The following is a 14,032-nucleotide window of genomic DNA, read 5'->3' as shown; positions in this document are numbered from 1 at the left end:
CGGAGACATGGGTCGATACGTTGACCGTCAGAGCGACGGCCTGTGTTCAGCTCGGAAACGCATAGTAGGGTAAACGGCGATTCTCCACACCGTTAAATGCATGTGCAAGCATACAAACGTGTTGGTCATCACGACCGTTGATAATGTGCGCTGAACCTCGAGCGTCGGGCAGTGACCCAATCCTGAGCAGGACCGAGCGCCGAAACCCGCAACAGCGTTGGCATCTGTCGCGCCCGGAGCCTGTACGTTCATCCGGAAATCGCCCGTCGGGTTGCAATGTCCGGGTGAGAAAAGAACAATGACCGCCTTGAATACGTGAGCATTCGATGGTTATCTAATGAACGCCTTTCAACAACAGAATCGATGACAGGCATGTCGACTATTAATAGCCACTGATAGTGTTACCGGCAGCGCCCGGATAGAGTTCATGGCATCAAGGTTCATAAGGCGAGGTTCGAAATGTCCCGCACGATCCGTTTTCATCAGTTCGGCCCGGCCGAGGTGCTCAAAGTAGAAGAGCTGCCAGTAGCGCAGCCCGCACCCGACGAGGTGCAAGTGCGCGTCCAGGCAATCGGTGTCACCTGGTACGACGTGCTGTGGCGTCAAAATCTGGCTTCTTCCCAGGCGCAGCTTCCTGCGGGTCTGGGTTCTGAAATGGCCGGCGTGATCACCGCCGTCGGCGAAGGCGTGAGCGATCTGAAAGTGGGCGACAAGGTTGCCAGCTTCCCGTCTGCCAACCCGAACGTGCACCCGGTCTACGGCGAGCAGATCGTGTTGCCGCGCACCTCGGTCACTAAATATCCGGACATTCTGACGCCCAATCAGGCGGCCGTTCACTACACCCCCATGCTGGTGGCGTACTTTGCGTACGTTGAGCTGGCGCGGGTCAAAGAGGGTCAGGTGGCATTGGTCACCGATGCCGGTCATTGTGCAGGTCCGGCGTTTTTGCAACTGGGCAAGGCACTGGGCTTGAAGGTCATCGCGGCCATCAAGACCGACGACGAAGAGGGGACGTCTCGCAAGTACCTGACTTCGCTGGGCGCCGACAAGGTGGTGGTTACCGAAGAGCAGGACCTGCTGATGGCGGTCAACAAATACACCGACAAGCGCGGTGTGGACGTGGTGCTCGATGGGTTGGGCGGCCCACAGATGTCGATTCTCGGCGACGTGCTCGCACCGCGTGGCAGCCTGATTCTTTATGGTCTGCAAGGTGGCAATCAGGTTCAGTTCCCGGCCTGTGCTGCGTTCCAGAAAAACATTCAGTTCTTTGTACACTGTGTGGGCAATTTTACCGGCAAGCCGGAGCTGGGCATTCCGCAAGACAAAGAAGCCGTCGAACGCGCACTGCTCAAGATCAACGAGCTGACCCGTGACAAGCTGTTGTTGCCGCAACTGACCAAAGTGTTCCCGTTCGAGCAGATCGTGGACGCGCACCGCGTGATGGATGGCTGCCCGGTGGGTGGTCGCGTGGTGGTTGAGGTCGAACCCGCTTGAGCGCAATTCACCGCGCTTCGTAGACTGTGCGGCGCCTCTGGCCAGGCGTCGACGTAGAGGAAACGTTCACCGGTTCAGGTGTCCGTCCCGTCATTCATCGGCCACGCAACGCCCGACAAAGCCTTCCCGAGGATTCTGGAAGGCTTTTTTGTTTATGGCGCGAAGTTGATTAAACGCGGGTGACCGTTATTGAAGTGGCGCGCCAGAGCGATTAACTAATAGGGGTCGAGCAACTATAAACAGCGTTGTTTAATCATGTGCTCATTTTAGGGCGTTGCTGACGGGCAAAGCGTTGAATATCTGTGTCTTGTAATTCCACTCATGGCTCTTGATAATGGCGGGGTACTTCATACTCAAGGAACGAGTCATGCCCCCTTCTTTATTGTGGCCGACTTTTATACGGCGCTCGCCGTTCGTCTCCGCCGGTTATTCAACTTGCGGCGCCGCACGCCGTCTCATACCCGATCTTCGGCTTGAAACACACCCTTCGCGCCCCTTGACGCCGCACGCGGCGAGACATTCAGCAACTTCGTGGCGAACCGCTTGCATGCCCGACAGTTGTTGACGCCTCTCGGGCGTCCCGGCGGTGTTCAAACAAACGATAACTGTGAGTGTGCGCGAATGCTCATTCGTGTGTCGGGCTCAGGTTTTCGCAGGATCGAATATTATTCAGGTGTGTGGTTATGGGTTCTCTACACGAACAGGCTATGAACTATGTCTATCAGCAAGTATTACAGCGGCTGCTAAGTTACTTGAACCGCGCGGAGCGAACAGCGTTGCAGTTGTTGATACAACGTCTGGTTGTTGCGGCAGGGGGTATTGACCGTATTGGCGACTATCGCGTACTCGTAGCATTCAGTGGCGGTAAGGACAGCGCGTATACGGTGGCGTTGTTGCGGGCCGCCCAACTGAGCATTGCGGCGCGGGCGCCGACGACGTTCCATCTGCGCGTTGCCAGCATGCGCCATGCCGGGATGACATCGGCGGTCATGGCGAACATTCATCGCTGTTACTCGGCGCTGTTCCTGCACGACGACCCCAGAGTGGAACTGCTAGTGGTGGATCATGAGTCTGTTCTGGGGTTCGATCCGGATCTGCCGTTCTCCACCGCCGGGCGGGAACAGAATCGTTCTGACATGCTCCTGGGTGGACATCTGACCGAAGGGGACGCCCGTACCACGTTCTGTAACAGCTGCTACCTGGGCGTCGCCGATTTTCTCGGGCGTGCGGTGTCGTGGGGAGACGGTGTCGATGCAGTGCTCAGCGGCGATTCATTGAGAGAGCAAAAGCAGTACGCCACCTGGGTGATGCGCTTGGCCAAAAACAATGGGTTGTTGATCGAGCATTGGCACACCCTCAGTTTCAGCGCGGCGCTGAGCACCATCGATACCATAGGACGCAGTTACTACCAAGAGCTGTACGGCGAAGAACCCACAGCGAGTGAGTTCATATCACGGCCGCCGCTGTATGCGAACCTACGACTGGCGCCGACATTTCTGACGGTGGCCGATCTCATCGGTTTCCGTCTGGAAGAGCGATGGGCGCTGTTGACTGATTTCCTGGGTTTTCGCTTCGACGACCTGGCCTTCAGCTTCAGTGAGTCCGATTGTGCCAATCCCTTGCTGATGGCCCACATGCGCGGGCTTAAGGCGGAGTTCGTGCAGGGCCGTGAGTACGCCGATGGCATTGCCGAATACCTCGAACTGGCGGTGGGGATGATGCGGCGCAAACGCATGCCCAAGCGGTTGATCAACCAGGCCATGGCCGCTTACGACGGGCCTGAGCGGCTTGAGGCGCGTCGAGTGCTCGCGGCGGGGTATGCGCAGGAAGCATTCGGACTGAGCGAAGCCCAATTGGTGTGCCTGATGTTCGCGCCTTTCGTCGACGGCGGTTTGCGGCTTGAGGGCTTTTTACGTCGATGCCACCCCGGCATGCTGATTGCGTTGGTGGAACTGCACAAAGCGTTGTCCGGAGAGCCTGCACCGGATCAGGTCATCCAGTGGTTGGTGGACGTGAGCGGCCTGAGTCTCAAAGGATTGCAGAATCTCTACGTCAGGTCTCGGGTGGATTTCAATGACGAGCATTCAATCATTGCACGCGTGCGCGCCAGCGACCCGGACAAAGGGCGAGTGACGACCGTTGATCCGCACACCGGTCAGCCGGTGTCCGAGGTGATCTCCGGTCGCTGACCGTTCTACCGTTCAAGGTGACGCCTATTGCGTGTGCGACTTTGGCGGTCACCCGTGATTCCTTTCAATGACCCTGCGATTTGCGCATGGATGGGGTGTGTCCGATGCAAAACAACAAGACCGATTTCGCTTACCAGATGGTGTACCGCTACCTGTCGAGGCTGACCAATGAGTTGCCCCAGGGACCGGCGGTCAAACTGCCGTCGTTACGGCTGTTGGCGCGGCGTCTGCGAGTGTCCATTTCGACGGTGCAGAACGCCTACTCGTTGCTGGAAAAAGAAGGCCGCATCTGCGCCGTGCCCAAGTCCGGGTATTACGCACTGCCGCAGCCGTGCAATGACGTTCACTGCGAGGGCGAGGGATTGCTGGAGCGTTACCAGGCCAGCACGCGACGTGCTGACATGTTCGTGTTCGGTGCCGACGAGCCGACGTTGCTGCAGTCGCTGGACAGCACACTGTTGAGTATCGAGCGCGACCTCATGCGTCACTATCCCTGTCAGCCTGACCCCCGATTCCAGCCGTTCGGCGATATCGAGTTGCGTACGGCGCTGGCGGCCTACTACACCACCTCCACGGCATGCTGTTGGCACCCGGACAACGTGTTTGTCGGCCCGGACAAGACCGGGGTGCTGAAAACCGTGCTCAAGACCCTGCAATTGCGTGACTGTGCCGTGCTGGTGGAGACGCCCTGTGGCTGGAGTGTGTTGCGCACGCTGCAATCGTTCGGTATCCGGGTGATTGAATGGAGCGCTGCCGCCGACGGCGAAATGGATACGGCCGAGCTGGAAGCCGTGCTGCAGCGCAATGACGTGAAACTGGCGGTTCTGTCGTCACGCCTGACGCCGCTGCACGGGCGTATCAGGGATCAGGTACAACGCGAGCAACTGGCCGAGGTGCTGAACAGGCACGCGCTGTGGGTGTTGGAGGACGACAGTCACGGCGGGCTATGCGCCGACGGGCTGTCGGTGCCCTTGCGTGATCTGATCGACCCGGAGCGGCTGCTGATTCTGGGGGCATTCGACAAGACCATCGGTCTGGAGGCACCGTTTGGCTATCTGCTGAGCCGTCATTCGCGGTCGCTGTGGCATCAGCAGATGTTGCTGCGCTCTTTCCGTCTGCCGCCGATCCGCCAGAAGGCCATCGCGCGCCTGTACGGTTCCGGGCAACTGGATCGTCACCTGCACCGGCTACGTGGAGCGCTTTACGAGCGAATGAGCCATCTGACGCACATGGTGGACAGTTTCCTCGGTGAAGACGTCCGTTTTCTGCACCCTCACGGTGGAGCGACGCTGTGGCTGGATTGCCAGTTCCGGGTTGACATGGGGCGGGTGTTCGAACGGCTGCTGGAGCAGCGCATCGTCATTGCGCCAGGAGAGCTGTTCAGCGTTCGTGGGCTGCACCAGCAGAGTCTGTGCCTGAGTGTGGCCGCAGACTGGGGTCAGGACATCGAATCCACGCTGGTGATCATCCGCAATGCGCTGTTGCAGGAACGGCTGAGCTGAGCCGGGTCGAGCACCGTCGATCCAATTCCATTTGCCAGACACGGCATACGGCTGGTATCTGTATGCCTGTCCAGTATTTCAGCCCATTGGCACGTCTCAGCAGTGACCTCCATTCTTCCCGTTTCATCCGGCGACCCTTCCCATGCACCTGCGCGGGCCACTCCGCCCGCCGGATATTCCATTGCCGTGCGCGCACTGTGCGAGTTCACGGCCAAGGTCGGCGATCTCGACCTGCGTTTCACACCGTCGCCCACGGCGCAAGAAGGCATGGCAGGGCACCGGACGGTGGCGGCACGGCGAGGCCAGGGGTATCAGGCCGAAGTGTCGTTGTCCGGGCAGTATCACGAACTGAACGTACGGGGGCGGGCAGATGGTTACGATTCGGTGCTCAATCGTCTGGAAGAGGTGAAAACCTACCGTGGCGATCTCGGTAAATTGCCTGACAACCACCGGCAACTGCATTGGGCACAGGCCAAGGTCTACGCCTGGTTGCTTTGCCAGCAGTTGGAACTGACGGAAATCGATGTCGCGCTGGTTTATTTCGACATCGTTTCCGAACAGGAAAGCCTGATCACCGAGCGTTGCAGTGCCGGGCGGTTACGCGCTTTTTTTGAAGCGCAGTGCGAGCGTTTTCTGGCGTGGGCGCGTCAGGAAATGGCCCATGTGCAGGAGCGCAATCGGGCATTGACCGGGCTGACGTTTCCGCACGCTGATTTTCGATCCGGCCAGCGAACCCTGGCCGAGTCGGTGTACAAGGCCGTCAGCACAGGGCGTTGCCTGATGGCTCAGGCGCCCACCGGGATCGGCAAGACCATCGGAACGGTGTTCCCGATGCTCAAGGCGACACCTGGCCAGGCGCTGGACAAGGTGTTCTTTCTGACCGCCAAGACCCCCGGCCGCAACCTGGCACTGGACGCCTTGCGGGTGATCGGGGACAGCGCGCCAGAGGTGCGACTGCGGGTGTTGGAGATGGTGGCGCGGGACAAGGCCTGTGAATACCCGAACAACGCCTGCAATGGCGATTCGTGCCCATTGGCCAAAGGGTTTTACGACCGACTGCACGCGGCCCGCAGCGCGGCATTGACGCAGCGCTGGCTCGATCAGGCGGGGTTGCGTGAGATCGCCTTGCAGCATCAGGTCTGCCCGTACTATCTGAGCCAGGAACTGGCGCGCTGGTCTGACGTGGTGATCGCCGACTACAACTACTACTTCGATTTGAGCGCGTTGCTGTTCGGCCTGTGTCAGCTCAACCAGTGGCGCGTGGCCGTGCTGGTGGACGAAGCGCACAACATGGTCGAGCGAGCGCGATCGATGTACAGCGCGGGGCTGGATCAGTACACCTTCAATCAGGTCCGGGCGAGTGCCCCCGATACCTTGAAAAAACCGCTTCAACGGCTCAACCGCGAGTGGAACGTGCTCAACAAGGCCCAGGTTCCGCCGTATCAGGCCTACGCCGCCGCGCCGGGCAAATTCCTCAACAGCCTGAACCTGTGCATCGCTGCGTTCGGTGACTATTTCAATGATCACCCGCAGGCGGCCCTCGGCGAGCTGCAACGCTTCTACTTCGAGGCGATTCAGTTCGTTCGCATTGCCGAGCTGTTCGATGATTCGTTTTTGTTCGATATCGGCAAACGTGAGTGGGGCAGCGCTAAAACACTGTCACGACTGACCTTGCGTAATGTGGTGCCTGCCGGTTTTCTGCGCCCCCGATTGAGTGCGGCCCGCAGCACGGTCCTGTTTTCGGCCACGCTCAATCCTCGGCATTTCTATCGTGATCTGCTGGGGTTGCCAGACAACACCGCCTGGGTGGACGTCGAATCTCCGTTTCAGCGTGAGCAACTGGAGGTGCGCATCGTCAGCCGAATCTCTACTCGGTTCAACCACCGACAGGCGTCGCTGCAACCCATCGCGGCGTTGATGGCTGAGCAGTTTCATTCCAGACCCGGGAATTACCTGGCCTTCTTCAGCAGCTTCGACTACTTGCAACAGGTTGCCGAGAGGATGCAGTCGGATTACCCGGACGTCCCATTGTGGCTGCAGTCTCGTGGCATGGCCGAGTCTGACCGTCAGCAGTTCATCGACCGTTTCACGCCCGACAGCCGCGGTATCGGTTTCGCGGTGCTGGGCGGTGCGTTTGGGGAGGGCATCGATTTGCCGGGCGCTCGATTGATCGGGGCGTTCGTCGCGACCCTGGGGTTGCCGCAGCTCAACCCGGTCAACGAGCAGTTCAAGCAGCGCATGGGCCAGCTGTTTGGCGCCGGTTACGATTACACCTATCTTTATCCGGGCATGCAGAAAGTGGTGCAGGCGGCCGGGCGAGTGATACGCGGGCAGGATGATCGCGGCGTGGTGATGTTGATCGACGATCGTTTTGCCGAGAGTCGGATTCAGCGGCTGTTGCCAACGTGGTGGCAGCTTTGACCGCGTTACCGCCGGGGTCGAGACGCCCGTTTCGGCATGGGGCCATGAAACTCCATAGAGGGGGGCGTCGTTCGATCATGCCCTGGCCGATAATTGTCTCAAGGGTTTACGGATCAATACCCGAGCAGGACGGTCCAACTGCCAGTAAACTGCCGCGCAGCCGTTTTTTATTTCATCGAATGTCTTTTTTACGTTTTTCCATCCACGGAGGTTTCGCATGAGTATCAGTCCATTCGCGGGCAAACTGGCGCCTGCAGAATTGCTGGTCGATCTTCCTCGTCTGGTCACGGCGTATTACACCGGGCAGCCTGATGCTTCGGTTGCCACCCAGCGAGTTTCCTTTGGCACCTCCGGTCACCGTGGCAGCTCGTTCGACCTGAGTTTCAACGAGTGGCACGTACTGGCGATCAGTCAGGCGATCTGCCTCTACCGTCAGGCTCACGGCATCGACGGCCCGCTGTTCCTCGGCGCCGACACGCACGCGCTGTCAACCCCGGCCGCGGCGTCGGCGCTGGAAGTGCTGGCGGCCAACGGTGTCAACGTGATGATCTCTGAGGGTGACGAGTACACGCCGACCCCGGCGGTGTCCCACGCGATCATTTGCTACAACAAGGGCCGCACCTCTGGCCTGGCTGACGGCATTGTCATCACCCCCTCGCACAACCCGCCGGAAAGCGGCGGCTTCAAATACAACCCGCCCAACGGTGGCCCGGCCGATTCTCATATCACCAAGTGGATCGAGAACAAGGCCAACGAACTGCTCGCCGAGAAGATCGTCGGCGTCAGCCGCGTCAGCCATGAAAAGGCCTTGCGCGCCGAAACCACTCACCGCCATGACTACGTCAACACTTACGTGGCGGACCTGAAAAACGTCATCGACATGGACGCCATCCGTGGCGCCAGCCTGCGTCTGGGTGTCGACCCGTTGGGCGGCGCGGGCGTGCGCTACTGGTCGGCGATTGGTGAGCATTACGGCCTGAATCTGGACGTGGTGAACAAGCACGTCGACCCGACGTTCCGTTTCATGAGCGTCGACTGGGACGGCAAGATCCGCATGGACCCGTCGTCGAATTTCGCCATGCAGGGGCTTATCGGTCTCAAAGACCGCTTCCAGGTGGCCTTCGCCTGTGACCCTGACCACGACCGCCATGGCATCGTCACCCCGACAGGTGGCCTGCTGGCGCCGAACAACTACCTGGCGGTGGCCATCGATTATCTGTTCCAGAATCGTCCTGAGTGGCGGGCTGATGCGGCCGTCGGCAAAACGGTGGTGAGCAGCGGCATGATCGACCGCGTGACTCAGCGTCTGGGCCGCCGCCTGTATGAAGTGCCGGTGGGCTTCAAGTTCTTCGCCGAGGGTCTGTTCGAAGGCTCGCTGGGCTTTGGCGGCGAGGAGAGTGCGGGAGCGTCGTTCCTGCGTCGCGATGGCTCGGTCTGGACCACCGACAAGGACGGCCTGATTCCGTCACTGCTGGCTGCGGAGATTCGTGCGCGTAAAGGCCGCGATCCGAGTGAGATGTACAAGGCACTGACCGACGCACTGGGTGAGCCGGTTTCGACCCGTGTCGAGGCCAAGGCCAACTTCGAGCAGAAGGCGTTGCTGAGCAAGCTGTCGCCGGAGCAGGTCACGTCGACCGAACTGGCTGGCGAGAAGATCGAGCAGATTCTGAGCAAGGCGCCGGGCAACGATCAGGCCATCGGTGGTCTGAAGGTCATGACCGAAAACGGCTGGTTCGCTGCACGTCCATCGGGCACTGAGGACATCTACAAGATCTACGCCGAAAGCTTCAAGGGCGAGGATCACCTCAAGCGTCTGGTGGCCGAGGCTCAGGTGTTGGTGGATGCCGCGATTGCACCGAAGTAAAGACGCTGCCGCCTAGGTTCCGTACGAAATGTTTTGGGACGAAGGTAAGGCAAGGCGAAACGAGCTTCGCGAGTAACAGCCGCAGGCTGGCCCGCAGGGAGAGCGCCAGCGAATAAAACAGCCGAGGAACGGCCGGGGTCGCGGGCGACTTTAGGGGCCTAAATGAGCATTCCGAGGCTGTTTTCAACGCAGCATGACCGAGTACCAAGACTTTTCGCACAGAACCTAGTGACAGGCAGGGCAATTCAAGGGCGGGCTTTTTGTTCAGGACTCCGCCCTTGTTTTGTCACGCGGGTTGCCCGGCGTCACATGCCTGACCCGTCCCGTTGCGCTGCAACGCGGTCAACGCTGCCAGTGCCAGCAGCGCAATCACCCCGGCCAGTACGCTGATCGCGATGTGAACCCCGAACAGGTCGATCAGGTAGCCGGTCGCTACCGGCAGGATGCCTGCGGGCACATAGCCGCCCATGTTGAAGATGGCGTTGGCTTCGGCGCGACGCTGCGGAGCAATGTGCCGCGCGATCAGCGTCAGACCACCCAGTTGTCCCAGGCCTTGTCCGGCACCTGCGAGCAGGGCTGCGACCACCAGCCACACCACAGAACCCACGTGCAAGGCGAGCCACAGACCGGCCATTGCCAGCATGGTCGAGATTCCGCTGAGCACGAACAACTGGGTCATGGGGCGTTTTTTCGCGGCAAACTGCACACCCACGGCCGTCAGGAACATCACGAAGGCCATGGCGCCCGCAATCAATGGGCTGTTGGCGTGGAGCAGGGTCGCCAGCAGTTTCGGACCCAACGCCAGCACGAAACAGGTGGAGGTCAGGCCCGGTCCGAAGAACGACACGCCTCGTGCGACCACCGCCAGATGTTGGCGAGCCACCGAAGGCAGTTTCGGGCGAAAGCGTCCATTGCCGAGTTTACGGTTCGGCTGGCGCAATACCACCACCAGCGCGAGGGCCAGCAGTACGATTTCGGCATTGAAGACCCAGTCGATCGGGTCGGCGACATATTGGGCGATGACCCCGGCCAGCACCGGCCCCGTGCCTGCGCCCAGCACCATCGACACCGAAGCGATCAGTGAGGCGAAGGACTTGCGCGATTCGCTGGCGTGCTCGACCACGTTGGCCATACCCGCCGACACCACGATGCCGACGGATATGCCGCTCAGCAGGCGCGCCAGCATCAGCATTGCCACGCTGTTGGCGTGTTCGAACAGCACGGCGGCGATGATCGCAATGACCACGCCGGGCACCAGCAAGGCCTTGCGTCCGTAGTGGTCAGCCAGTTGTCCGGCCACGGCCAGCGTCAGCAGAAGGCCCAGAATGTACAAACCGAAAATTACGGTCAGGGTGCCCGAAGCGAAACCCAGCGCCTGCTGCCAATGGGCGTACAGCGGCGTGGCGGCGTTGGACAGGATGAAAACGGCGGTGACGATCCAGGCGGCCCGAAGAATGGGCAGTGTCCCGCTGGCTTGCGATGGTTGGCTCATGGACGAATCCTCTTGGCAATGTCTCTATTGCTGCCGAGGATAGAGAGCCGAGAGGAGGGCGAGAATTGGCGGGCGACGCATACGGCATGTGAAAAAATTCACAGTGCGTCGGGCGACGTCAGGCACTCGATGAGGACGTCCAGCACGGCGCGGATTTTCGCGGCGCTGCGCAGGTCCTCGTGGTAGGCCAGCCAGACCGGCAACGTCAGCGCCACCTCGCAGCCCTGAAGGCGCTTGAGTCGATATTCGCGGGCGAGAAACGCGGGCAGCAACACGACCCCGCCATCACCTGCCGCCGCAGAGGCTTGCACGCGCAGGTCATTGCTGGTGATCGTCAGTTTGCGGCCTGCCAGATACTGTCTCAACCATTGCTGATGGGGCGACTGCTCCATGCTCTGGTCGTAGCCGATGTAGACGTAGGCCTCGCGCTCATGGCTGGCCAGATAGTCCTCGCTGGCGTACAGCGCCAGCGGCAGGTCCGCGAGGTGCCTGGCCACCACTTGCGCCTCTTCAGGTCGGGCGTAGAGCAGGGCAAGGTCGGTTTCCTTGCGCGTCAACGAGGCGATGGATTTGGAACCGACCAGCCGCACCTGCAACCCCGGGTAGCGCTCGCGCAGGGTACCGATATGCGGCGCGACCAGGGTGGCGAGGAACGCGGGCGGGGAGGAAATCACCACTTCGCCTTCGATGCGGTCATGTTCGCCCCCGGCAAAACGTTGCAGGGCAAAAGAGGTGCTGGACATGTGCTCGGCAAACTCGCCCACTCGCACACCGTCGGTGGTCAGCTCGTAGACCCGGCCCCGGCGGTCCACCAGTTTTAGGTCCAGGGCCGCTTCCAGCGACGCAATGCGGCGCGCCACGGTGGCGTGTTCCACTGCAAGGCTTCGGGCCGCGGCGGCAAGGCTGCCTTCGCGCACGAACGTCGAAAAGAAGCGCAGATCGTCCCAGTCGAACATGGCGGCTGACGTCCTTGGAAAAAGGGAGAGGTGAACAAGGCGCCACGATACCCGAATCGTTGAATCTGCGCGCCTTGTCGATGGCGTGCTCAGTGGATCGCCGGAACAGGGTATGATGCGCCGGCCTGGCCTCCGAGCGTGCGACGCCGGGCTGCCTTCAGCGAATCAGGAATGCCATGTTCACCATCACCCGCCTCGACTCCGCGCCGCCCGAATCCATCGACAGCCAGATCATGCAGATGGTGGTCGATTATGTGACCGACATCAGTAGGGTCGGCATCGCGCCGAGCAATCCGCTGTACCCGCTGTATCAATACGGCGTCGGGCATGAGGTGCACCAGTATGTGCAGGCCATGGACGGTTCGCGGGGCTTCGCGGTGGAACTGATCGTGGCGCTGGATGCCGAAGATCCCTCGATCGTTTCCGGCTTTCTGCTGTACCTGCCGGTGCAAGGAGACCTCCAGGCCTGTTCGGTTGCGTACATGGCGGTGAAGGCTGATCGGCGTCGTCAGGGTATCGCTCGGGCCATGGTGGGCAACATGCTTGAACGCTACCCCCACGCCGAGCTGGCCTGCTTCGTCAGCAAAGTGCCGTATTTTGCGGCCATGGGCTTTCAAGTGTTGAGTGCGCGAGGCCCGCAGGTGCTGATGAATACCCGCGATTATCAGACCGAGGGCTTACTGGCGGTGCTGGATATCGCGCCGATCTACAGCTCGGTGGAAGTGCGGCAGATTCACGCTTATCTGTTGAATCAGCATGGCAAGCGGGCGATGACCGATGCCGAGAAACAGCGTGACCGGCACCTGGACCAGTTGACCCGCCAGGCCCGCCTGTTCGTGCAAGAGCGTCAGCGTCTTCACTGAAGTGTCGACCTGCGCGGTTTTGTCGCACCCGGCAATCCGGACCCTGTCCATGGGCCGTGACGCAACGATGTAGAATGGCGCCCCATGAAATTCGTCCGAACCCATCAATCGCTCATCGCCTGGATGTTGTACGGCTTCATCTTGTTCAGCGGGCTGGTGTGCAGCCTCAGCCACGGACAGATGTTGCGGGCGTTCAACCAGATGGCGCCCGGCGTGGCGTGCAGTGAGCATCACGACCTGGCCGGGCATCCGGACATGGCGCAGATGAGCGACCACGCCCAGTTGATGAAGCTGTCGATGACCGATTGTGCCTTTGCGGGCACGCTGGCGCTGGCGTTGGTGTTTTTCATCGGGCTGGGCTGGTTGGCACGTCGCCTGCGCAGGTTGCTGACGCGTTCGGATGACGGGTTGCGTAAACCGCCCCGGCAGGCCTTTCCCGGGCTATCGCCCCAGGCGCCCTGATTTGTCCTTGTAACACTCGCACACTGTTTAGCGTCATCCCGCAGCCGCCTTTTGAGTAGGGTGCCGGGATGGTCAAAGGTCGGCGTCAACGCTGACCGCTTCAGAGAGTTCGTCACATGAATGATTTACTGACCCGTCGCCAGTTGCTGGGCGGCATGGGCATTCTGGGCCTCGGCCTGCTCACCGGTTGCGACGGTTCCACCACCGCGCTGAATTTCAAATACGGCAAGGATTTGAGCAACGAGATCCGTGGCCGTACCTTCAAACTCACGGACACTGACGGCGAGGTGAAAACCCTGTCCAGTTACCGTGGCCTGATGCCGATGGTGTTCTTCGGTTTCACCCAGTGCCCTTCGGTGTGCCCAACCGCATTGGCGCGTGCGGCCCAGATCAAGAAAATCATGGGCGAGGATGGCAAGACCCTTCAGGTGATCTTCATCACCGTCGACCCTGAGCGTGACACGCCGCAGATCCTCGACGCCTACGTCAAACAGTTCGATCCGAGCTTCGTTGCCCTGCGCGGCACGCTGGAGCAAACGCAACAGGTGGCCAAGGAGTTCGGCGTGTTCTATCAAAAAGAACCGATTGGCAACACGTACACCATGTCCCATACGGCCACCAGTTTTGTCTTCGACTCGCGCGGCAATCTGCGTCTGGGGCTGTCGCCGTCGCTGTCCGCCAAGCAATGCGCGGAAGATTTGCTCACTGTCATGGAGGTCTGCTGATGACCGGTCTGTTTTCATCTGTCGTTTCCCGTTCGGCGTTGCGCCGTTTTCTGGCGGTGTCGCT

General features: G+C 60.5%; 10 protein-coding genes. 8 read left to right on the top strand and 2 right to left on the bottom strand.

All coding sequences use genetic code 11. From position 1 onward, the window contains the following. Nucleotides 1-459: 459 nt before the first annotated feature. The 5 genes from ACI2KB_RS06105 to pgm all read left to right on the top strand — a co-directional run bounded on the left by ACI2KB_RS06105 (nucleotide 460) and on the right by pgm (nucleotide 9,470). Entirely contained in the window at nucleotides 460-1,494 is a 1,035-nt protein-coding gene (locus tag ACI2KB_RS06105) for a zinc-dependent alcohol dehydrogenase family protein (protein ID WP_404632431.1), read from the top strand. Between the two features lie 683 nt (nucleotides 1,495-2,177). Next, complete coding sequence (locus tag ACI2KB_RS06100) at nucleotides 2,178-3,683, top strand: hypothetical protein (protein WP_404632429.1); 1,506 nt, start codon at nucleotides 2,178-2,180, stop codon at nucleotides 3,681-3,683. 104 nt (nucleotides 3,684-3,787) lie between these two features. After that, a complete protein-coding gene (locus ACI2KB_RS06095) occupies nucleotides 3,788-5,185 on the top strand; it encodes an aminotransferase class I/II-fold pyridoxal phosphate-dependent enzyme (protein WP_404632427.1) in 1,398 nt (465 codons plus the stop codon). A gap of 102 nt (nucleotides 5,186-5,287) precedes the next feature. Beyond that, nucleotides 5,288-7,606: an ATP-dependent DNA helicase gene (locus tag ACI2KB_RS06090; protein WP_404632425.1), complete on the top strand. Its 2,319-nt coding sequence runs from the start codon at nucleotides 5,288-5,290 to the stop codon at nucleotides 7,604-7,606. Between the two features lie 217 nt (nucleotides 7,607-7,823). Further along, on the top strand, nucleotides 7,824-9,470 hold the full coding sequence (gene pgm / locus ACI2KB_RS06085) for a phosphoglucomutase (alpha-D-glucose-1,6-bisphosphate-dependent) (RefSeq protein ID WP_404632423.1): 1,647 nt from the start codon (nucleotides 7,824-7,826) through the stop codon (nucleotides 9,468-9,470). Nucleotides 9,471-9,756: 286 nt separating this feature from the next. Here pgm and ACI2KB_RS06080 read toward each other — a convergent pair whose 3' ends face one another. Both ACI2KB_RS06080 and ACI2KB_RS06075 read right to left on the bottom strand, forming a co-directional pair. Continuing rightward, nucleotides 9,757-10,962 carry an MFS transporter gene (locus ACI2KB_RS06080; protein ID WP_404632421.1) on the bottom strand — a complete coding sequence of 402 codons (1,206 nt, stop codon included), beginning with the start codon at nucleotides 10,960-10,962 and terminating at the stop codon, nucleotides 9,757-9,759. A gap of 98 nt (nucleotides 10,963-11,060) precedes the next feature. After that, nucleotides 11,061-11,918 (bottom strand): LysR family transcriptional regulator, encoded by an 858-nt coding sequence (locus ACI2KB_RS06075; RefSeq protein ID WP_404632419.1) that lies wholly within the window; start codon nucleotides 11,916-11,918, stop codon nucleotides 11,061-11,063. Nucleotides 11,919-12,094: 176 nt separating this feature from the next. On the opposite strand from ACI2KB_RS06075, the gene ACI2KB_RS06070 reads away from it, so the two are divergent. The 3 genes from ACI2KB_RS06070 to ACI2KB_RS06060 all read left to right on the top strand — a co-directional run bounded on the left by ACI2KB_RS06070 (nucleotide 12,095) and on the right by ACI2KB_RS06060 (nucleotide 13,968). Further along, a complete protein-coding gene (locus tag ACI2KB_RS06070) occupies nucleotides 12,095-12,781 on the top strand; it encodes a GNAT family N-acetyltransferase (protein WP_404632417.1) in 687 nt (228 codons plus the stop codon). A gap of 84 nt (nucleotides 12,782-12,865) precedes the next feature. Then, a complete protein-coding gene (locus tag ACI2KB_RS06065; protein WP_404632415.1) occupies nucleotides 12,866-13,243 on the top strand; it encodes a DUF2946 family protein in 378 nt (125 codons plus the stop codon). Nucleotides 13,244-13,359: 116 nt separating this feature from the next. Beyond that, entirely contained in the window at nucleotides 13,360-13,968 is a 609-nt protein-coding gene (locus ACI2KB_RS06060; protein ID WP_404632413.1) for an SCO family protein, read from the top strand. Nucleotides 13,969-14,032 lie beyond the last annotated feature (64 nt).

The organism is Pseudomonas sp. NPDC088444, from assembly GCF_044900175.1.
Classification (GTDB): Bacteria; Pseudomonadota; Gammaproteobacteria; order Pseudomonadales; family Pseudomonadaceae; genus Aquipseudomonas.
The sequence above is the reverse complement of the archived record's forward strand: the minus strand, read 5'-3'. Positions and strand labels throughout refer to the sequence as shown.

What these genes read in the sequence shown, in the direction of transcription:
- ACI2KB_RS06105 (WP_404632431.1), top strand. Translation starts at nt 460, where the DNA reads ATGTCCCGCACGATCCGTTTTCATCAGTTCGGCCCGGCCGAGGTGCTC.
- ACI2KB_RS06100 (WP_404632429.1), top strand. Translation starts at nt 2,178, where the DNA reads ATGGGTTCTCTACACGAACAGGCTATGAACTATGTCTATCAGCAAGTA.
- ACI2KB_RS06095 (WP_404632427.1), top strand. Translation starts at nt 3,788, where the DNA reads ATGCAAAACAACAAGACCGATTTCGCTTACCAGATGGTGTACCGCTAC.
- pgm (WP_404632423.1), top strand. Translation starts at nt 7,824, where the DNA reads ATGAGTATCAGTCCATTCGCGGGCAAACTGGCGCCTGCAGAATTGCTG.
- ACI2KB_RS06080 (WP_404632421.1), bottom strand. Translation starts at nt 10,962, where the DNA reads ATGAGCCAACCATCGCAAGCCAGCGGGACACTGCCCATTCTTCGGGCC.
- ACI2KB_RS06075 (WP_404632419.1), bottom strand. Translation starts at nt 11,918, where the DNA reads ATGTTCGACTGGGACGATCTGCGCTTCTTTTCGACGTTCGTGCGCGAA.
- ACI2KB_RS06070 (WP_404632417.1), top strand. Translation starts at nt 12,095, where the DNA reads ATGTTCACCATCACCCGCCTCGACTCCGCGCCGCCCGAATCCATCGAC.
- ACI2KB_RS06065 (WP_404632415.1), top strand. Translation starts at nt 12,866, where the DNA reads ATGAAATTCGTCCGAACCCATCAATCGCTCATCGCCTGGATGTTGTAC.
- ACI2KB_RS06060 (WP_404632413.1), top strand. Translation starts at nt 13,360, where the DNA reads ATGAATGATTTACTGACCCGTCGCCAGTTGCTGGGCGGCATGGGCATT.